The 19,389-nt window shown below is 51.4% G+C and carries 17 protein-coding genes; 10 read left to right on the top strand and 7 right to left on the bottom strand.

Annotation, left to right across the window (positions count from 1 at the left end):
• Positions 1 to 530: 530 nt before the first annotated feature.
• Positions 531 to 788, top strand: a complete 258-nt coding sequence (locus EDD77_RS01585) for a hypothetical protein (RefSeq protein ID WP_058966206.1) — start codon at positions 531 to 533, stop codon at positions 786 to 788.
• 206 nt (positions 789 to 994) lie between these two features.
• Here the strand turns inward: EDD77_RS01585 and EDD77_RS01580 are convergent, their stop codons facing one another.
• Positions 995 to 1,372 carry an MmcQ/YjbR family DNA-binding protein gene (locus tag EDD77_RS01580; RefSeq protein WP_058967210.1) on the bottom strand — a complete coding sequence of 126 codons (378 nt, stop codon included), beginning with the start codon at positions 1,370 to 1,372 and terminating at the stop codon, positions 995 to 997.
• A gap of 242 nt (positions 1,373 to 1,614) precedes the next feature.
• Between EDD77_RS01580 and EDD77_RS01575 the strand changes: the two genes are divergently transcribed.
• The 3 genes from EDD77_RS01575 (at position 1,615) to EDD77_RS01565 (ending at position 6,760) form a co-directional block, all read left to right on the top strand.
• Positions 1,615 to 2,325, top strand: coding sequence for a LytR/AlgR family response regulator transcription factor (locus EDD77_RS01575; RefSeq protein WP_077138607.1), 711 nt, complete (start codon positions 1,615 to 1,617; stop codon positions 2,323 to 2,325).
• Entirely contained in the window at positions 2,322 to 3,653 is a 1,332-nt protein-coding gene (locus tag EDD77_RS01570; protein ID WP_082669664.1) for an ATP-binding protein, read from the top strand. The genes EDD77_RS01575 and EDD77_RS01570 overlap by 4 nt, the downstream gene beginning before the upstream one ends.
• Before the next feature lie 239 nt (positions 3,654 to 3,892).
• Entirely contained in the window at positions 3,893 to 6,760 is a 2,868-nt protein-coding gene (locus EDD77_RS01565; RefSeq protein WP_242868461.1) for a glycoside hydrolase family 3 C-terminal domain-containing protein, read from the top strand.
• Between the two features lie 703 nt (positions 6,761 to 7,463).
• On the opposite strand, the gene EDD77_RS01560 is transcribed toward EDD77_RS01565, so the two are convergent.
• Positions 7,464 to 8,252, bottom strand: coding sequence for an MBL fold metallo-hydrolase (locus EDD77_RS01560; protein ID WP_058966200.1), 789 nt, complete (start codon positions 8,250 to 8,252; stop codon positions 7,464 to 7,466).
• Positions 8,253 to 8,320: 68 nt separating this feature from the next.
• Positions 8,321 to 11,206 (bottom strand): glycoside hydrolase family 3 protein, encoded by a 2,886-nt coding sequence (locus tag EDD77_RS01555; RefSeq protein WP_058966198.1) that lies wholly within the window; start codon positions 11,204 to 11,206, stop codon positions 8,321 to 8,323.
• A 228-nt stretch (positions 11,207 to 11,434) separates the two neighbouring features.
• Here EDD77_RS01555 and EDD77_RS01550 point away from each other — a divergent pair, with 228 nt between their 5' ends.
• The gene (locus EDD77_RS01550) at positions 11,435 to 12,079 is read left to right on the top strand and encodes a TetR/AcrR family transcriptional regulator (protein ID WP_058966196.1); all 645 of its coding nucleotides are present in this window, start codon (positions 11,435 to 11,437) and stop codon (positions 12,077 to 12,079) included.
• Positions 12,080 to 12,164: 85 nt separating this feature from the next.
• Here EDD77_RS01550 and EDD77_RS01545 read toward each other — a convergent pair whose 3' ends face one another.
• From EDD77_RS01545 to EDD77_RS01530, 4 genes are all read right to left on the bottom strand, one after another.
• Entirely contained in the window at positions 12,165 to 13,187 is a 1,023-nt protein-coding gene (locus EDD77_RS01545) for a helix-turn-helix domain-containing protein (RefSeq protein WP_058966194.1), read from the bottom strand.
• Positions 13,184 to 13,570 (bottom strand): ArsR/SmtB family transcription factor, encoded by a 387-nt coding sequence (locus EDD77_RS01540; RefSeq protein ID WP_058966193.1) that lies wholly within the window; start codon positions 13,568 to 13,570, stop codon positions 13,184 to 13,186. The genes EDD77_RS01545 and EDD77_RS01540 overlap by 4 nt, the downstream gene beginning before the upstream one ends.
• A gap of 137 nt (positions 13,571 to 13,707) precedes the next feature.
• Positions 13,708 to 14,568, bottom strand: a complete 861-nt coding sequence (locus EDD77_RS01535; RefSeq protein WP_058966191.1) for a patatin-like phospholipase family protein — start codon at positions 14,566 to 14,568, stop codon at positions 13,708 to 13,710.
• The gene (locus EDD77_RS01530; RefSeq protein ID WP_058966189.1) at positions 14,565 to 14,999 is read right to left on the bottom strand and encodes an Rrf2 family transcriptional regulator; all 435 of its coding nucleotides are present in this window, start codon (positions 14,997 to 14,999) and stop codon (positions 14,565 to 14,567) included. Before EDD77_RS01530 ends, EDD77_RS01535 begins: the two co-directional genes overlap by 4 nt.
• A 128-nt stretch (positions 15,000 to 15,127) precedes the next feature.
• Here EDD77_RS01530 and EDD77_RS01525 point away from each other — a divergent pair, with 128 nt between their 5' ends.
• The 5 genes from EDD77_RS01525 (at position 15,128) to EDD77_RS01505 (ending at position 19,274) form a co-directional block, all read left to right on the top strand.
• Positions 15,128 to 16,108, top strand: a complete 981-nt coding sequence (locus EDD77_RS01525) for an SIR2 family NAD-dependent protein deacylase (RefSeq protein WP_197410509.1) — start codon at positions 15,128 to 15,130, stop codon at positions 16,106 to 16,108.
• Positions 16,105 to 16,986 (top strand): SIR2 family NAD-dependent protein deacylase, encoded by an 882-nt coding sequence (locus tag EDD77_RS01520; protein ID WP_058966185.1) that lies wholly within the window; start codon positions 16,105 to 16,107, stop codon positions 16,984 to 16,986. The genes EDD77_RS01525 and EDD77_RS01520 overlap by 4 nt, the downstream gene beginning before the upstream one ends.
• Positions 16,987 to 16,998: 12 nt before the next feature.
• Positions 16,999 to 17,835, top strand: a complete 837-nt coding sequence (locus EDD77_RS01515; RefSeq protein ID WP_058966182.1) for an SIR2 family NAD-dependent protein deacylase — start codon at positions 16,999 to 17,001, stop codon at positions 17,833 to 17,835.
• A 135-nt stretch (positions 17,836 to 17,970) separates the two neighbouring features.
• A complete protein-coding gene (locus EDD77_RS01510) occupies positions 17,971 to 18,279 on the top strand; it encodes a TIGR04076 family protein (RefSeq protein WP_058966180.1) in 309 nt (102 codons plus the stop codon).
• A gap of 197 nt (positions 18,280 to 18,476) precedes the next feature.
• A complete protein-coding gene (locus tag EDD77_RS01505; protein WP_058966178.1) occupies positions 18,477 to 19,274 on the top strand; it encodes an MBL fold metallo-hydrolase in 798 nt (265 codons plus the stop codon).
• Positions 19,275 to 19,389 lie beyond the last annotated feature (115 nt).

The raw sequence follows: 19,389 nt of genomic DNA, 5'->3' as shown, positions 1-19,389 counted from the left end.
TCGTCTTCGAGATGTTTCCGTATTTGGGATTATAAGAAATGGAGGAAAAGGGCAGAGAAAAACCGCTGCTTTTCAATGCTCTTTAACCCTGCCTGTCAGTGCTTGATCCAGCGTATTGGGTTCGAATGTCTGGGAATACAGGCCCGAAGCAGGTGTGCTATCAATTACGCAACACCCAGATATGGAGTTGTAGAACTGCCTGGACGTATTCTCTTGAATTATATTCGGCATGAGGGACTGCTGGTGGAAAGATATAATTGATACCATGGCGGCCAAGTTGAATGCGTATAACTGCAAACAGCGAAGCTGTGATGCTGTGCAGGACAACAGTAACTTTATTTCATTTCCAGCATGGTAGATGTACTGTTCTGGAAAGTTCAAAAGCAAGATTTTTCTGTCATGATTCAGAGCAATTTTACATCAGCAGAACTTCTGACTTGGCAAAGAATCAGGGCAGAGTCGGAGAACTTACTGGATAAAAACCGGAGTCCAGAATGATTAAATGACGAGTACAGAGAAGGGGGAAGGAAATGACCGACAATAAAGATCAAATTATAAATTTGTTTCGAGATGACAACGCCGAGACGGAAACCATGCGGAATTTTATATTGGGATCGCTGATCAGCTGCGAAAACAACGAGACGGAAGAAGATCGTTTGGGCAATATTGGGGCTTTGGAAAAAATCAGGAATGCTTTGGTGGGTGTGCCGGAGGCAGCCAAATCCTATGAGCAGGTCCTGGAACTTATTGATATTTTGAAGGAAGAAAAAAATAGCGGTGCGGACTGACGGAAATATATGCTTCCTTGGGATATGTTGGGCTTTGGGAAAGACAGAATAAATGTGCATCTATAATATGGGAGGGCCCATGAACAGGGAAGATCTGAAATTCAAGGATGAATGACCATCGAATCTGCAACCTGAAATAAACGGCGCAGGTATCACCGCATCAGTGATGCCTGCGCCGTTTATTTGTTGCTGAGCGCAAATGTTCTTTAGTGTTTCTTGGGCCTTGCCTTTGGTGCGGTTGCATCATAACTTGCATCGAGTAGCATTTTGATTTTGTCATCTGAAACGCTGCCATCCAGAGCAACCGTAATCCAACTGTCCTTGTTCATGTGATATGCTGGGAAAAAGCCTGGTTCGCACCTCAAAGAGCCGATCAGGATTGTGTCGCACTTGAGATTAACTACATCCAAAAGATCGGAACCCGGCAATCCGAGTTTGCCTTTGGGGATATCCATAATCAGGGCAAACCACTTTTGATTGTTGCTATGGCGAAATACTTCATAATTGGGATGCTTCATCCAGGGAAAATCCGATTCCGTATTATAATTTTCGAAAATAAACCGTTTCAATTCCGTACGATTCATGGATGCCACTTCCACACTTTCAGACTGTTTAAAGTATAGCATACACAGGGGAGTATGCCAATTCCATGGGAACGACCTTCTCCTCAACACGCCGATTGAAAAATGTTTATTCACAAGGTAAATGAATGTGAGGGTGGTGCCTGATGATTTTATTGCTTTTATGACATTATTGACAACGAAGTGTCGTTGTCAATGTGGTGTGAGACAGCTATAATAAGATGAGCGATAAAAAGGAGGTCGACATGCTTCGAATAGCAATTGTAGAGGATGATTTGGGTGACCGCCGACATCTTCAGGAGATGATTGACCGGTTTTCTGAGACCTGCGGGGAATGCTGTATCGCGACGGTGTTTGGCAGCGGAGCAGAGTTCTTGGAAGGATATCAACCGAATTACGATCTGGTTCTCATGGATGTGGAGATGTCGGGCCTGGACGGGCTGGAGACCGCAAGGGAGCTGCGTATGCTGGACCGGACCGTAATCCTTATTTTTATCACCAATATGGCCCAGTACGCTATTCGGGGCTATGAGGTGGATGCATTGGATTATGTGCTCAAACCGGTGAGCTATTATTCCTTTGAAATGAAGATGAAAAAGGTGCGCCGAATTCTGGCCGAGCGGCAGGGTAACAGCGTGGTGCTGAGCAGTAAGGGGGAGCTCCGCCGCATTCCGGTACGTTCTATTTTATATGTGGAAGTGCGAGATCACAGCTTGTATTACTACACTGGCGAAGGGGAATTCTCCGCTACCGGAAGCATGAAAAAGCTGGAGCAGGAGCTGGAACCTCAGGGTTTTGCCCGCTGCAACAACTGCTACCTTGTGAATCTGATGCATGTGAGGGCGGTAAATCAGGAGCAGGTGGTGGTGGGCGAGACTGAACTAAAGATCAGCCGACCCCGACGCAAGGCCTTCATGCAGGCCCTTTCGGCCTATTACGGGGGTGGGGGAGAATGAGTGGACTGTTAGATCGTTTGCAGCAGTGCAATTATATCCTGGAAATGGTGGCCGCCTGTCTGCTGTTTGCCCTGCCACTGAAAAAACGGCATCGCCCCTGGCTGCGTTTTGGGGCGGGGGCGCTTGCGGCATTGGTGGTGAGCATGACGGTGGGAGGTGTTTCCTCCACAGGTGTGGCCGAGGCGGGTGTAGCCTATCTGGCCCAGCTGATCGTGGTGGTTCTGCCCATCTGGCTGAGCTGCGACGTTTCGGTGGAGGATGCGGTCTACGGTACCATCTGTGCCTATGCCATGCAGCATTTTTCCTCCTCGCTTTATATCCTGCTTTGCCTGGGCACCGGGGCCGGTCACGACATCTGGCGGCTGCTGGACCCCGCGACCCTGGGCTATTATCTGCTGGCCTACGTGCCACCCTATTTTCTCATCTATCGGCTGTGTGCCCGGCCTCTGGGCCGGGGCGGCAGCTACCGGGCCAGCCTGTTCCGGGCCGGTGGGATCACGGTGCTGGTGCTTCCGGTGGCGCTGTTCCTGAGCCTGGTGGCAAAGCTTTCGGGCGGGAGCGGCGTAGCCTTTCTGGTGTGTCAGGTGTACGCCATGCTGTGCAGCGCTTATGTGCTGTGGGTGCAGGTGAGCCAGAGCCGGGAGGTGCAGCTGCAAGCCGAGCTGAAGGTGCAGCAGGCATTGTGGGAAAAGGAGAAGGAGCAGTATCAGCTTTCCCGGGCTACCATTGAGGTAATCAACCGCAAATGTCATGATCTGAAGCACCAGCTGGCTGCACTGCGCCATTGCAGCGAGCCTCAGCGGGAGGAATCCCTGCGGGAGATCGAGCAGGCGGCACTGATTTACGACGCGGTGGTACAGACCGGCAATGAGGTTCTGAACACGGTGCTCACCGAAAAAAGCCTGGTGTGTGAGCACCGGAACATCCAGTGGACCTGCATGGCCGATGGACGGGGACTGGCCGGTATGAACCCGGTGGATCTGTATGCGTTGGTGGGCAATGCGCTGGACAATGCCATTGAATCTGTGCAGCAGCTGCAGGACCCGGCCAAGCGGGTGATTGGGGTGACGCTGTTCCGGCGGGATGGGCTGTCCGTCCTGCGGGTGGAAAATTACTGCGAAACGCCACCCCTGTTCCGTGATGGCCTGCCGGTGACCACCAAGCAGGACCGCGCGGTCCATGGCTTCGGAATGAAAAGCATGCGGCAGACCGCCGAAAAATACGGCGGCTCGCTGTCGGTGCAGGTGGAGGACCATGTGTTTGTGTTGTGCGTTGTGCTGCCGGTCCAGCCACCCCGGCAGGAGGGCGCCGCGGAATCTGCAGTTTAATAACAACACTCCCGGCGGGGGAGCGGTCATTGGGCCGTATCCCTCACCGGGAGTGTTTTTTACAGGATACGGGTCCGGTTCGACAGGATACGAAAATTCACCCTCTCCCGGGCGGCGCTGTGTTACAATGCACCCAGATTCAGCAGGTGCCGGGCGTTATCTTTGGCTGGTCAGCGGCCGTAAAACCCGCCGAAGCAGACCGCCGCCTGCCCGTGAAATCATATTGAGGAGGAAACATCATGGCATTGGATATGCTCCGCATGGAGGACATTATCAACTATGGGTCAAAATGCCTGCCGTACCTGATTCCGTTTCTGTTTTTGCTGGTGATCGCGTGCGTGCTGCTGTTCGTGACCAAACAAAAGCCCGAACCGAGCCGCAAGCTGATCCGCAGTGAATCAGTGATTGCGGTGATCCTGGCTTTTGCGCTGGGGGTCACCGGTATCTGCATGGGACCCATGTATTCATCTCTGAGCCTGGTCATGCAGCCGGCCAAGGTGCTGAGCGACGAGACCGTCGCTGCCGGTGCGCAGCTGAGCAGCGACATCGGTGATGAGGGCGTTGTGCTGCTGAAAAACCAGAACGGCGCACTGCCCCTTGCGCAGAAAAAGCTGAATGTGTTTGGCTGGGCTTCCACTAATCCCTGCTACGGCGGCACCGGCTCCGGCGGTGTGGACAGCTCCACCGCTATTTCGCTGCTGGCGGGCCTGAAGAACGCCGGTTTTGAGCTGAACGACGAGCTGAGCGACTTTTACACCAGCTACAACACAGTGCGAGAGACTGGCAGTCTGGATGGCAACACCAACTGGACTCTGCCGGAGCCTGCGGTGGACAGCTACCCAGATGCAATGCTGGAGAATGCCCGCAGCTTTTCCGACACCGCTCTTATCGTGATCGCCCGCATCGGCGGCGAGGGCGACGACCTGCCCACCGACATGAGTACGGTAAAATACATCACCGACGAGCCGGGAATGGCCCATGAGGGTGACTTTGTGGCCGGCCAGACTTATCTGGAGCTGAGCGCCACCGAGCGCAGTCTGGTGGAGATGGTCACCGCCAACTTTGAAAACGTGATTGTGCTGTACAACGGCGCCAACGCCTTCGAGATGGGCTGGGTGGACGAGTACGAGAACATCAACGGCGTGCTCACTGTGGCCGGCCCCGGGCAGGACGGCTTCGGTTCGCTGGGTCGGGTGCTCAGCGGCGAGGTAAATCCCTCCGGTCGTCTGGCGGACACCTTTGTCTATGACCTGACCCAGAGCTACAACTTCAACAACATCGGCAGCTTTTTGTACGACAATACCCAGGAATTTGCCGATAAGGACACCGACCTGTACAACCTGGTTTCCTTCGTGAACTACACCGAGGGGATCTATGTGGGCTATAAGTTCTACGAGACCGCTGCGGTGGAGGGCCTGATCGATTACGAGACCACGGTGCAGTATCCCTTCGGCTATGGCCTGAGCTACACCACCTTTACCCAGACCATGGGCGATCTGAAGGAAAACGGCGACGGAACCATCACGGTGGATGTAACCGTAACCAACACCGGCGATGTGGCCGGTAAGGATGTGGTGGAGCTTTACTTTACCCCGCCCTATACCAACGGCGGCATTGAGAAGGCCGAGGTCAACCTGCTGGACTTCGCCAAAACCAGTCTGCTGGAGCCTGGTGCCTCCGAAACCATTACCTTTACCTTCAATGAGGAGGATATGGCCTCCTACGACGATCAGGTGAACCGGGCCTATGTGCTGGAGGCCGGAAGTTACGTGATCAGCATTCGCAGCGACTCCCACACTGTGCTGGATTCCCGCACCTATGACAGGGCCGAAACACTGGTTTACGGCGAGGGGAACGCCCGCTCCACCGACGGGATTGCCGCCACCAATGTGTTTGACGACGTTCGCGGCGACGTGACCTATCTGAGCCGCGCCAATCATTTTGCAAACTATGCCCAGGCTACTGCAGCTCCCACCAGCTACAGTATGCCGGACGAGGTGAAGGCGGTCTTCCTGAACAACGACAACTATAACCCCGAGGACTACAACAACCCCGACGACGTGATGCCCACCACCGGCGCCGACAATGGCGTGATGCTGGAAGACCTGGCGGGCAAGGATTATGACGATCCCCTGTGGGATCAGCTGCTGGACGAGCTGACTGTGGAGGAAATGTCTACTCTGATCGCCAAGGCCGGCTTCTCCACCATCGAAATTCCTTCCATCGGCAAGATTGCCACCAACGAGATCGACGGCCCCTCCGGCCTGCACTCCTTCTTCAAGCCCAGCATGAAGGGCTACTCCTACCCGGCGCCTACCACCCTGGCCTGCACCTGGAACAAGGAGCTGGCCCGCCGCCTGGGCGAGATGATCGGTCAGGAGGCCAGTGAGGTGGGCGTAAACGGCTGGTACGGCCCCGCTATGAATATCCATCGTTCTGCTTTCTCTGGCCGCAACTTCGAATACTATTCCGAGGACGCGGTGCTCAGCGGTGAGATGGCTGCCCAGTCGGTGGCCGCCGCCCAGAAAAAGGGCGTGTACTGCTTCCTCAAGCATTTCGCTCTGAACGATCAGGAGCTGAACCGGAACAACCAGCTGTGCGTGTGGGCCAACGAGCAGGCTATCCGAGAAATTTACCTGAAGGCCTTTGAGCTGCCGGTGAAGGAAGGCCACGCCACCGCTGCTATGGCGGCCTTCAACTATCTGGGGCCCCAGTGGGTGGGCGGCTCCTCCGCTCTGATGAAGACCGTTCTGCGGGAGGAATGGGGCTTCAACGGCATGGTGCTCACCGACGCTGCGCTGGACGGCTACAACTACATTAACGGCGACCAGGCCATCCGCAACGGCACCAATGCCATCTTGAATCCGGATCTGGTGGAGGAGACCTCGGTCCACGACCAGACCAGCGCCACCTCGGTACTGGCTATGCGGGATTCCGCCCATGGTATCCTGTATGCGGTGGCCAATAGCAACGCCTACATGACCGACGGCGATGTGGCCGGACTCTCCTGGGAGACCGTGTTCTATCTGTGCCTGGCCGGAGTGATCCTGGTGCTGGCAGTCTGCGAATGGATTACCATTCGCCGTTACCGGAATCGCATGAAGTAAACTTCTAGTTTGATTATAACGGCATACTGCACTTTAAGAAGGCAAATTTGTGCGATGGTTAAGTTATGGGTGCGCATTGAGCTAAATGTGTTAAAAATAAATTGATAATCTGATCTCTTGCCGATAGCATTGGCGTTGAGATAATTCGCACACAAAGTGCGATCGTTTCCTCTTTTAAACCCCAGATTTCCGACCCTGCGGAAGTCTGGGGTTTATTAATTGTAAAAATGCACCAGGAGGTATGTGATTTGTGTAATCTCAAAATCTTCTGCTGAAATTCCGATTGAGCACGAGCGTTAAACAGAAAAATATCAGACAGGTAAGAAAGCGAGCAAAACCATCAAATAGCTAGAGCGGCAGTAAACAGCTAAAGAATGTGTGTACCGTCGATGCAGGTTTTTAGATGATCGTTTACGATGAAGGGCGAAAAAGGTTACAATAGAAGAAACGAAAAAGCAATGCCAAATGCGGTTGGCGTTGCTTGTATGTATCTTGCAATGCTGTTGGAAGGTGTGTTCTGCACACCCCGCGTTCAACAGTGGAGAACAACCAGTCTCGTTCCGCTGGGGATTCAAAAAACGCCGACTAAGCCCGTGGCGAGTTGGATCTTGGGCAAAAAGCAATGGCCAAGCTGCTATAATTGGTGAGTGTTTTACCCAATTTCTTGAAAAGGTTAAGTTCGTATTTCTCTTTTTCCAAGATTTCAGGGTGAATTACGTATCTTAGATTTGAAAATGCAAATACTTTCACCATTTGCGGGTGTACGAAGTTTAGAAAGAAACCCTTTTTTTTGGGCGAAGTCTCGCAGTTGCTGACGGGACAGGGTCCAGTGATTCAGGTCTTCCATGTGGGTGGCTACGATGAGGGCAGAAGGAACTGCCCGGTGCAGAGCCAATACATCTTCTGTTCCCATATTGCTCTGATATTGCCACCCCATATTTCCTCCGGCGTTGGCCAAAACCACTTGGGGATGAAATGTTCGGACGGCCTGCTCCACACCAGGATACCAGACGGTGTCCCCTGTGGCGTATAGGCAAGGCTCATCGGATGCTTGGAAAATCACCCCACACACACTGCCCGCGTGGTCCAGCATTTCCTCATCCCAATTTCCATATCGTCCGGGAATTTTGGTTAGAGTAATGTTGGAGAAAATCGTATCAGCATTCAAAACTGTGACCTGTTGAAAACCATAATACCGGAGTACCTCTCCATCCCGGGAATTCTGCACAAAGATCGGTTTTGTTTTGGAAAGTAACTGAGCTGCCGCTTGGTCAAAATGTCCGGGATGGAGGTGGGTGACAATGACTGCGTCTGCCTCCAAGAGTACCTCAACCGGACAGGGCAGTTCACATAGGGGATTACGGGCCTCAGGACGTACCCGGCTATGACAAGGGGGCAGGGTGCCTTTGGGAGAAAGCATGGGGTCAATAAGGAAGTGAACTCCGGCATATTCCAACAGGACGGTGGCATTGCGAATTTGCGTCAGTTTCAAATAGCATCACCTTCTAATGAAAATCCGGCCGCTGGAAAGGTCTGTTCCAGCGGCCGGATGTGTTTTGATTAATCGTGCGCCCCGGGAGCGGCGTTTGCTTTGCGCCTACGATAGCTCCGCAGCACTATAACTTCCAGACCGATGAGGACAATAGTTGCCGCCGCATCGGCGATGTAAAGATAAATCCGCCAATCAATAACTTGCTGGCGCTGATAGGTGTCATCATAGAGGTAGCTTTGCACTACAGTGTACAGTACGTTTTTGCAGGCTCGGCGCATATCGGTGACCGAGGAAGGATTGGTGCGGTCGGAGACAAAGTTGGGACCGCCCTCCACCGTGGCCAGCATGCCATCCACCCCATTGGCCAGAGCGGCATCGGCATTCATAAAGCCGTGGCCGTTGTTGCGGAAGAAGTCGGTGATAGCCATGCCTCGGAAGCCCCACTCGTCCCGGAGGACCGTATTCATCAGGCTGCTGTTTTCTCCGGTCCACTTGATGCCAAGGAAGCTCCAGGAGACCATAACCGCATTGGCGTTTCCTTCCTTGACACAGATTTCAAAGGGTTTCAGATAAATTTCCCGCAGAGCCTGCTCATTGGTCCAGACGCAGACCATCTTGCCATTGAAATCATAGGCGGCAAAGTGCTTCATGTAGGAGTAGACCCCCTTGTTCATGGCGCCAGTTACCGCACTGGCGGCAATACGTCCAGCCAGCACACCGTCCTCAGAGAAGTACTCGTAGTTTCGTCCGCCGAAGGGGCTGCGGTGGGTGTTCATGGCGGGAGCGTACCAGCCCTGAATGCCCATTTCCACGCACATCTGTCCCATGGCTTCACCCCACTGGGTGGCCAGGTCCTTGCTCCAAGTGTTAGCAATTACAATTTCAATGGGAAATCCCAGGGAGCCGTAGCCAGTGAAGTTATTATTGATGGCGGCAGGACCGTCCATGTCCAGCGTTTGGAGCTTGCCCACCGACTCCATAGCAGGGGTCTGGTAGCCACACAGAGCAATCATATTGGCCATCTCATCTACGGTAAGCTGATCCAGCAACAGGTCCCACTGGGGATCATCGTAGTCCAGTCCCCGCATGTCCGCCAGGGTTAGGCCGTTATCTGCTCCGGTGGTGGGCATGACCGCATCCGGGTCCACATAGGTGTTGGGATCGAAGTTGCTGTTCAAATGGTACTGCTCCACCAGTTCCTGAGGCATCACCGTAGAGGTGGGGGCGGCGGTAGCCTGGTCATAGTTTGCAAAGTGGTCGGCGCGGGAAAGATACTCCACATCCCCGGCGCAGTCATCAAATTGGTTAGTGGCAGTGAGGTCATCACTGGCACGCCCTTCCTCCCCGTCATAGACCACTTTATCCTCTAAGGTAAGAATACGTTGGTCCAGGATGGTATGGGAATCGCTGTTGATGGAGATCACATAGTCCCCCGCGTCCAGGATATAGGCCTTAGCATTCTGGTAGTCGTAGGAGGCCATGTCCTCCAGGTCAAAGGTAAAGGAGAGGGTCTGGCTCTGACCAGGCTGGAGAAGATCGGTCTTTTCAAAGTCCAGCAGGTTGGCTACGGACTTCTCCACTCCGCCGTTTAAATAGGGCGGGTTATAGAAAATCTCTACCACGTCCTTACCGGCCACAGAACCGGTGTTGGTGACGGTGACATCGAAAGAGAAAGTGGTGTCGCTGAGCGACAGCTCACTCATGTTCTGGGTGAAAGTGGTGTAGCTTAGGCCGTGGCCAAAGGGGTACTGAACCTCAGCGTCGTAGTTGATGAGCCCCTCCGCGGCAGCAGTTTCATAGAATTTGTAGCCCACATAGATGCCCTCTACATAGTTGGTGAAGGAGGGGTAATAGGTCTGAGACACACCGTTGTTCATACCTTCCACCGCCAGGTGTTCCAGGTTGGAGTAGTGGTAGTCCTCGTAGTTATTCCACCAGGGGGCGTTTTTCAGATGATAGGCGAAGGTGTCCGTACTTTTGCCGGAGGGATTTACCGTACCACGCAGGATTTCGCCCAGTGCGGTAAAGCCCACATTGCCGGGGCCAGGGCACCAGAGTACCGACTTGATCTGTTCATAGTCATCCACAAAGCCCAGCTCCATGGGATTTCCGCTGTTGACCAGGAGAATTACAGTGTCGAAGTTATCGCATACCATCTCCACCAAATCCTTTTCGGTCTGGGAGAGCTGAAGGTAGTGGTCATCGGGCTGGAAATCGTCATATTGATCGGAATTGTTGTCGTATCCAGCCTCACCCATAGCCATGGGCATATCGTTGTGCCCCTCCCCAGCCAGACGACCCAGGGTGATGACGGCTACATCAGAAAATTCTTTGGCGTTGTCCATCATGTCCTGGGAATAAGTATCCACTGGGGGCTCGTACAACGTCCAGGATTGAGTGGTTATGGTCATGTCGGGACGCTGGGCAGAGTAGGCAGTGTAGAAATCCAACAGTTCCTGGTTCACAGAAAAACCGTCCTGCTCCAGTCCCTGCTGAATGCTGACGATGTCGTACAGAGCATTGATACCACCGGAGCCGGTACCACCATAGATAGGGACAGCACTGGCCCAGCCAAACAGGTTTAGGTTGGTTACATCAGTTAGGGGCAGGGTATTGTCATCATTTTGCAGCAAAACAAACCCTTCCTCCGCAATCTGAAGGGCAGTTTGTTCTGCAGTGTCCATGGTTCCTTCACTGATTTTCGCCTGCTCAGCCAGGGACAGGTCCAGCAGTGCAGATACACCGCCCAGCATGACACCGTTGACGGCCAAGACAAGAGCCAGCACCATAGCCAGTCCGGCTTGAGCTCGGATCAAGAACTTCTGCGGTCGCGGCCGCCTACGGACTGCAATAAGTACGCCAATCCCCACCAGCAGGGCAATGCCCAGAGCGATGAGGTAAGGGGCGCAGTTTTGCAGAACACTGATGACATCTTCCATTTCAAAAGTAATCATGTAAATGCCTCCTTAACCAGTTTTACGACAGTCCCATATGGAAGATTGAGGACTTTCTCTAAGAAAAATTATATAAATTTTACTCTCGATGATAAGAACAAATTGGATAAAACTGTACTATATTAAACAGAATTTTAAAAATAGTATAGAGGCTGGACAAAAATGACAGGACTGTACTTTCCTTGACAGTGTGTATAGTTTTGTGGGATAATAAACGGGGGTGAGAAGATGGCGAAAATGCGTGCCGGACGGGAAGATCGCCGGGTCACTTATACGAAGAGTGCAATCAAGGATGCCCTGCTGGAGCTGATGAAAGAGAGAAACTTTGAAAAGTTGAGCATCAGCAAGGTATGTGAAGCAGCCCAAATTACGCGGACTACATTTTATAGTCATTATGACACGCTGAATCAGGTGCTGGATGAACTTATTGATGAGGCATTTGAGGTGGCAGAGTATTCATCGACCACCCTGTCCATGTCTCTGCCTCAACGGCTGCACTATTTACTTCAGTTCGATACAGTAGAGGCCCTCCGAGAGCATAACAGCGACCTGCCAACCTGTCAGCGGATTGCCGACATGCCCAAATATCGGATTCTTTTTCAGGACCGGACCCTCTCGGAGTACATCAAAAATAAGCTTTTCCGTATGATGAAGCCCAGTGTCATTCCAGAGCTTATGGAGTACTGCTGTATCTCTCAAACTGAGGCAGAGCGTTTTTTTCGTTATATGCTTGCCGGCTCCTATGAGGTGAACAGTTCTCTCAACTGGATTAAAAACGACGAATGGTTTGTTTCACGGCTTGCTATCCTTCGGATGGAAACAGCTGGAATCGAGACCATTAGGGCAGCCAATGTCAAGAAAAAGGGAACATAAAAAGCAGAACATTGCGACATTAGCAATGTTCTGCTTTTTATGTTTATGATAGTCTTTTCTGGCAGTAGCCTGCCAGAATTTTTTTTTACAGTGTTTTGCTGAATGAATCAGATGAAGCGATACCCTGGACTTTTCTGTATTCTCTGGGTGACATTTTGGCTATGGCATGAAAAGCGCTTGAAAACTTTCCCTGGGTTTGATAACCTACCCGGGCAGCAATATCCGCGATAGTGGCATCTGTTTCCCGTAATAATTTCATGGCCTGACGCACCCGGAATTCCTTCATATAGGTGGCTATCGGCTGGCCGTAGACAGCCTTGAATATCTCCTTCAGGGTGGAGGTATTGATCAAATACTGTTTGGAAAGTTCTGCAATTGTAAATCGTTGATCCAAGTGCTCCGTCAACTGTTGATGTATTTCCTTTATCAATTCGGTTTGCCGGGAGAAGTATTGCGTTAGTTCTTTCTGCTCCGGTTTCATGTTGCTCAAATAAATCAAAATTTCCAGTACCTTCAATTTCAAGAGGGAACTCCGAACAGATATGGGAGCAGAAAAGAGCGGGGCGAAAATATGCTCCAAATCGGAACAGGATGGAATTGCGGAGGGCTTTCCGGAGCAAAATCGCTCCCGTAACCGATCAGCTTCTGCACCAGTATCCTTTAAAACTTCGGGGCAAATGGAAGAGAGCTGTTTCAGATCCACGGAAATGGAAATTCCTTCCGAATATCCCAGGGGAAACATCATAGCCGAATCCGCGCAGCAGGTCATACTGTGCGCAGTCACATCCCCAATCCCTAAATAGACGGCAATACCGCTTTGCATATTCCAACCGACTCGACCACTGTGGCAATAGTATATTTCCAAAACAGAATCTGAAGCATGGTGCCGAAACCTGGCCTCGGAAGCAAGAAAAAGATTGAAGGATACTGCTATTCCGGGAAAAGGTTCATATGCTTCCACATATCCTTTTCCAGTGGTAACCGCCCGAAACTGTTCGCCAAAGAGTGTGGTGCCTGTTTCACCAGCCCCGCACCGCTTCACAACAAGAGTGCCGTTTGGAATCGTTTGGAGTTTTTGAGCGATAGCTGTGGATTCTTCCTTTTTCATGAGGTCCCTTTCTGTTGTTCTTCCTGCGACGGACAGGCGATCTTTACAACCCATTCAATTATACGGTGGAAATTTCGGGCCTGTACGGTATCGGCAGCTTTGTAGTAGACCTCTTTTCCGTCCCGGCGGCTGACAATCAGACCTGCGGATTTTAACTGTTTGAGATGATGCGAAACCGCTGGACTGCTCATGTCCACCATGGCGGAAAGATTGACGACGCATTCCTCACAGTGACACAGCAACCAGAAAATGCGGATACGGCTGCCATCTCCCAGCTGCTTGAACATATCAGCTGCGGTCTGAAAGTTTTCTGCACTGGGCATATATTCCAGTTCCTGCTCGATGGTCTGTCCGTGGTCGTGGGGTAAGTGGTTCTGAACCATTTGGCACTCCTCCTTGAAGTCTATCTTACCATAGGCCGGAGGAAAAAGAAATGTTGCTTCCGAAATGCTGCAAGCCCGGCGTTGCGGATGCAATCTAAGAGACCAGACATCATCGCTGCCGCTTTCTGTGCCAGCGTTCACAAATATGTAGTCATAAACGCGGCAAGAGCATCCTTCTGCTTGTTGAAATCTTCCATGCCAAGGGCGTACAGATCCCGTTCCGCCTGTTCATTCATGGAATAGGTCCCTGCATGGATGGGATGGCTGGGAGCAAAAACAAAAGCTTTGCCCTCACGTTCCAGAGCAAAGACCTCCTGCAAATTTTGGTTGTAGGCGGTATGCCGGTGATCGATCAGGGATATGATCTGCGGGTATCGGTGGCAGCGCATGGTGTAGAAGAGCCGCATCCCCTGCGGCTTACGGACGTAATCTCTCATTTTAGACAGAATGACCACCAGACGGTCGCAGCCTTTTTCCAACGCCCGCGATACCGGGATGGCATCCGAAAGACCACCGTCAAAGTAGGGAATGTCGTTTAATTCCACCGGGCGGCAGGCGGCGGGAATGGCGCTGGATGCCATAATGAGTCGATAGTCGTCCTGCGCCATCGCTTCTTTCCCGAAATATTCTGCCTTTCCTGTTAAGGCGTTTGTTACCACTACCTCATACTCTGCCGGGTTGTTTTTCAGGGCGGGAAAATCCAAGGGGTCCTTCCCCATGGAATTGGTCAGGGTCCCATAAATGTATTGAAGCCCAAACAAGTCGCCAGTTTTCAAGAAGCTCCTTAGTCCAAAATAGCTGGGGCTGTGAATATGCTCCGTAAAAAAGCGCAAATTTCGGCCCCGTTGTCCGGCCAGATAGCTGGCCAGATTTCCGGATCCGCCAGACGCACCGATGCAGTAAGCAAATGTGATGTTGTGATCCAGAAAAGCGTCCAGGATTGCTGCATTATAGGCGCATTTCATCCCGCCGCCTTCCACAACCAATCCGATTTTCATGTGTGAATCCCTTCTAACTTCATGCGATATTGTTCCAGCACATCTTTCAGTGTAATTTCCTGCATTCGTTTTTCCGCTGTGTTCTGGATGTCAAGGTAAAAATCACGCAGTGCCAGTTGGATGTTTACGCCCACGCCACAAGCGGGGTTGGTGTGGATGTCCTGATGGAGCAGGGGCTTGTTGCCCTCTACTGCCCGATAGGCATCCAGCAGTGTGATTTTTTCCGGCTCACGGGCAAGAGAAGGGCGAGGATGTCCCTTCACGCTGACCAGTAACCCTCCCTTTCGCAAGGCAGACATGAGCTGGCGCACATAGGCAGGGTTCGTCTGAACGCTCTCGGCCAGCTTATTGCTGGTCAGGTCGCAGTCTGGGTACAGAGCGATAAAGGCCAGGATATGAACAGCATCGCTAAGGCGGGTGGGGTATTTCATAGCCGGATCTCCTTTTTGAAATTGATGTTATTTTTATTATAACAACATATTGACAGCGGCGCAAGCGGATGCTAAGATAAGTTGGAAGTAAAAATAAAAATAACACCCAGCAAAAAGGAATGATGAAAATGAGCTTCTATGAAGAGTTGGTTACGCAGACCCAGATGAATTACTCCAGGTACTATCCTGTCTATGCTTCCGGCAGTACGCCTTATCAGCTGACTGACAAAAAGCCGCTGCCGTATGGCGAACAGATTGATCGATTGGTACAGGAGGTAAAGGAAGCCGACTGTGTGGTAGTGGGCGGAGCCTCCGGTTTGTCCGCTGCTGGTGGCGGAGATTTTTACTATGAGGACAACGACTCCTACCGGAAATATTTCCGACCTTTTGCTGAAAAGTATCACTTCAAAGGCGCTTTTGCAGGGATGATGCACCCCTGGGAGACCCGGGAAGAGTATTGGGGGTATCTTGCCACCTTCCTTCACACTACCCAGACTGCCCCTTTGCGTGATCCCTATCTGGATTTAGACGTTTTGCTGAAAGGCAAGGACTTCTTCGTCCTTACCACCAACCAGGATACCCAGTTTGTCAAGCTCTACCCGGAGAACAAGGTTGCGGAAATTCAGGGCGATCACCGGTTCTTCCAGTGCGCCGCCTGCTGCACAGATGACACATGGGATGCGGTAAAGCCGGTGGCTGAGATGATGGACGCTATGGGGGATGGCACGAAGATTCCCACGGAGCTCATTCCCCGATGCCCCCACTGCGGCGGTGAGGCATTCCCTTGGGTGCGAGGATATGGAAATTTTCTCCAAGGAGCGAAATACGAAGAACAGTACGAAAAAATTTCTCGCTATGTGCTGGAACACAAAGACAGTAAGATTCTGTTCCTGGAGCTGGGCGTTGGCCGACTGACTCCCATGTTCATCCAGGAGCCCTTCTGGAATCTGACTCTCAGCTTTCCTCATGCTCGATATATTGCCATCAACGACAAGTACAACTTCCTGCCCAAGCAGTTGGAGGACAGGGGCATGGCCATTGTGGCCGACATTGCCCAAGTGCTACGGGATGCACGGGACACCATGGAAAGCGGAGATAACAATCAATGAGCGGTGGAAACCAGGCAGCGCTTCGGGAACTTGCCGAGCGCATCGATCAAGCAGATGCCATCGTGATCGGTGGTGGCTCCGGCCTGTCAAGCGCGGCCGGATACAACCACTATCACTGGTCACCGGAGCTTTCGGAGACATTGGCTCCCTTTCGAGAACAGTATGCGTTTACCTCGCCACTGGCTGGTTTCTACCACTGCTTTTCCAGCTATGGGGAACAGTGGGGGTATTACAGCCAATATATGCGCTTCATGTGGGAAGCCCCTACAGGGCAGCCCTATCTGGACCTGCAAGCACTTGTTGCGGATAAACCCGTCTTTGTGCTGACCACTAATGTGGATCAGCAGTTTTTTCGGGTATTTCCTCAGCAACAAATTTGCGCTTTTCAGGGAGACTTCAGCTACTGTCAGTGCAGTCAGCCCTGCCGGGACGACATTTGGGAAAACCGCGAGCTGGTGAAGGAACTGACCGATCGCTTGATAGGGGTTCGCCTGCCGGAAGAGGCTGTTCCACGTTGCCCGGATTGCGGGCGAGTGCTGGTTCCTTGGGTGCGAGACGATACCTTCCTGGAGGGACCCTTCTGGCAGGACAATCTGAACCGCTACCATAGATTCCTGCGGCACTGGATCATGGAAAAGTCCGACCAGAAACTTCTGCTGTTGGAACTTGGGGTGGGTGAGATGACACCCAGTATTATCAAACTGCCCTTCTGGGAGCTTACGGCCAAAAACGAAAACGTCTTCTATGCTTGTCTCAATCGAGAGGCATCGCATGTGCCAGAGCATCTGAGGGGACGCAGTCTGTATCTGCAAGGAGATTTGGCGGAAACGCTGGCTGCTCTTCGTCCGAAGCGATCCAGCGCAACAAAAGTAAAATAGGGGAGAAAGAGCATGATTGATTGGAAACCAATCGCAGAAAAATTTAAAGATGCGGACGCTATCCTGATCGGGGCCAGTAACGGCCTGTCCATCACGGAAGGACTGAACTTGTTTGCGGACAATGCAGCCTTTGAAAGACTGTTTGGGGATTTCAAACGGAAATACGGCATAGGGTGCATTTTGCAGGGAATGATGGCTGGATGGCCCAGAGAGGAGGAAAAATGGGCTTTCTGGGGCCGGCTCATCCATCATTATTGTGGACAATACCGGCCCACGCCGGTGATGAAGGATTTGAAGGCCATTGTGGGAGAGAAAGATTACTTTGTCGTCACGTCAAACGGAGAAGGCCACTTTGAACTGTGTGGCTTCGATCCGTCGAAAATCTATGAGATTGAGGGCAACTGGATTACTATGCAGTGTGCTCGCCCTTGCCACGACACCCGCTATCCCAGTCTGGAGTTGGCCGAAAAATTATCAGATGTGGAACAGGGCGGCCATGTGCCTACAGAGTTGGTGCCGCGCTGTCCCAAGTGCGGGGGTCCCATGGACATCCACATGGGGGCGGGTCAGAGAATGATTTCAGATGTTGCTGCCCAGGTACGGTTCCAGAACTTTCTGAATACCTATCACGGGGAAAAGCTGATGGTTCTGGAGCTGGGCATTGGTTGGCGCAATCAGCTAATTAAGGCCCCAATGATGCGCCTGGTGGCTGGCGAGCCAAACGCGACTTATGTGACTATCAATCTGGGAGAGATCTACATTGCGGACAATATCCAGGAGAAGTCCTTCGGACTGGACGGACGGCTGGATGAGCTGCTGCCTGCTCTCCGGGCGGCATGCGAGGTGTGAGAGTTCCAGAGTAAGTTCAAAATGGCCATAAGTGATGGCATTATTTTCTCGAACAGAACGTACAGGCTTTGACATCTGATACTGATAGACGCACAAAAACGCACGACACCAAACAATTTGAAAGGAGGGTTGATAGTGAATAAAAAGGTTAAAATCACCGTGTTGCGGACGGAGTACGATCAGGAATTGGCAGAACGGTATGCGATTCCTAATTCAGGAATGTGTCCTTTTCATCAAAAAGGTCAAGTGCTATACAGCGACGGTGTCCATCCGCCAGAAGAGATGTGTGGAGTTGCCTGGCAGGTGATTGCTCCCATGGTACATCAGCTATCCATGGGAGAGTTGGTCCAGCCTTCTGGTACTTGGCTAAATAATGATACGATTGGCGTATTCGCTTGTCCGGATGGCATCCGGCCGGTTATTTTTCTCTTAGAGGTGGAGTAGAGAATACACTGGGACGAATGAAAAGCTTGTCCAAGAAGAAGTTGATTGCGGTCCACTGTTGTCAAATGCGATCTCAAAAGATTGGAAAGAGAGCAGCATAAAGTTTAAGGGGATCATAATCGACGATGCCTATTTGCAGATGGTAGAAATTATTATAGTTAGTTTTTAATATTTAAAATCAAGCAGGAGAATACATTATGCTCATTCAACAGATACGAAATGCAACCATTAAGATTCACTATGGTGGGAAGGTGTTTTTAGTTGATCCGTGGCTCGCTCCCAAGGACGGTTTTGGTTGTTTTGCCGGACTTCCGGAATCTATTCCATTTAAAACGCCAGATTCGCAGAAAACATTTATTTCCATGCCCATCTGTCCGCTGCCCACAACTGTTGATGAAATTCTTTCTGATGTGGACTATTATATTGTTACTCATATCCATCCGGATCATATTGATATGGAGATGGACGGAACAGTTGGGAATGTATTAAACAAGGAAACACCTGTACTGGTACAAAATGATGAAGACGCGCAGATTTTTGTTCGGTCGGGATTTAAGGATGTAAGAATTTTACCGCAGTCTGGTCTCTCTATTGGAGAAGTAACCGTGACAAATGTACCGGCACGACATGGCGTGACGATTCCCTGTGGTTCAGCTATGGGCTTTATGATGGAAGGAGAGGAAAAAACTCTTTATCTCGCTGGGGACACCATTTGGTATGAACAGGTAGAGAAAAGCTTGAGACGCTTTCAGCCTGGCGTTATCATATTAAATGCCTGCGCTGCGGAACTTGTTGATTTTGGCAGACTGATCATGGATGCCGCAGATGTGGCGGAAGTAATCGCACACGCTCCAGAAGCAGATATTATTATCAGTCATATGGATAATGTGGCACATGCTTCTCTTTCTCGCACCTCTTTACGTGAAAAGTTGGAATCACAGAATCTTCTTTCTAAAGTGAAGATCCCTGCTGACGGTGAAACTTTGTCGTTTTAAAACACATTTTACTCCCTTACTTGGCAAAGCTATAAAATATTGTTCGTAATACCCTTGACAATCGAACCACGTTAGTAAATGAAAAAAATAAAGCCGGGGAGTTGGGCTAACACCA

It is taken from the genome of Allofournierella massiliensis (assembly GCF_004345265.1).
Taxonomy (GTDB): domain Bacteria; phylum Bacillota; class Clostridia; order Oscillospirales; family Ruminococcaceae; genus Allofournierella; species Allofournierella massiliensis.
This window is presented reverse-complemented; position numbering and strand designations above follow the sequence as displayed.

Excerpts from the sequence above, each read along its gene's own strand:
- EDD77_RS01540 (WP_058966193.1), bottom strand. The coding sequence starts at position 13,570 with ATGGTTCAGAACCACTTACCCCACGACCACGGACAGACCATCGAGCAG.
- EDD77_RS01525 (WP_197410509.1), top strand. The coding sequence starts at position 15,128 with ATGAGCTTCTATGAAGAGTTGGTTACGCAGACCCAGATGAATTACTCC.
- EDD77_RS01505 (WP_058966178.1), top strand. The coding sequence starts at position 18,477 with ATGCTCATTCAACAGATACGAAATGCAACCATTAAGATTCACTATGGT.
- EDD77_RS01565 (WP_242868461.1), top strand. The coding sequence starts at position 3,893 with ATGGCATTGGATATGCTCCGCATGGAGGACATTATCAACTATGGGTCA.
- EDD77_RS01550 (WP_058966196.1), top strand. The coding sequence starts at position 11,435 with ATGGCGAAAATGCGTGCCGGACGGGAAGATCGCCGGGTCACTTATACG.
- EDD77_RS01570 (WP_082669664.1), top strand. The coding sequence starts at position 2,322 with ATGAGTGGACTGTTAGATCGTTTGCAGCAGTGCAATTATATCCTGGAA.
- EDD77_RS01585 (WP_058966206.1), top strand. The coding sequence starts at position 531 with ATGACCGACAATAAAGATCAAATTATAAATTTGTTTCGAGATGACAAC.
- EDD77_RS01545 (WP_058966194.1), bottom strand. The coding sequence starts at position 13,187 with ATGAAAAAGGAAGAATCCACAGCTATCGCTCAAAAACTCCAAACGATT.
- EDD77_RS01575 (WP_077138607.1), top strand. The coding sequence starts at position 1,615 with ATGCTTCGAATAGCAATTGTAGAGGATGATTTGGGTGACCGCCGACAT.
- EDD77_RS01530 (WP_058966189.1), bottom strand. The coding sequence starts at position 14,999 with ATGAAATACCCCACCCGCCTTAGCGATGCTGTTCATATCCTGGCCTTT.
- EDD77_RS01520 (WP_058966185.1), top strand. The coding sequence starts at position 16,105 with ATGAGCGGTGGAAACCAGGCAGCGCTTCGGGAACTTGCCGAGCGCATC.
- EDD77_RS01535 (WP_058966191.1), bottom strand. The coding sequence starts at position 14,568 with ATGAAAATCGGATTGGTTGTGGAAGGCGGCGGGATGAAATGCGCCTAT.
- EDD77_RS01515 (WP_058966182.1), top strand. The coding sequence starts at position 16,999 with ATGATTGATTGGAAACCAATCGCAGAAAAATTTAAAGATGCGGACGCT.
- EDD77_RS01580 (WP_058967210.1), bottom strand. The coding sequence starts at position 1,372 with ATGAATCGTACGGAATTGAAACGGTTTATTTTCGAAAATTATAATACG.
- EDD77_RS01555 (WP_058966198.1), bottom strand. The coding sequence starts at position 11,206 with ATGATTACTTTTGAAATGGAAGATGTCATCAGTGTTCTGCAAAACTGC.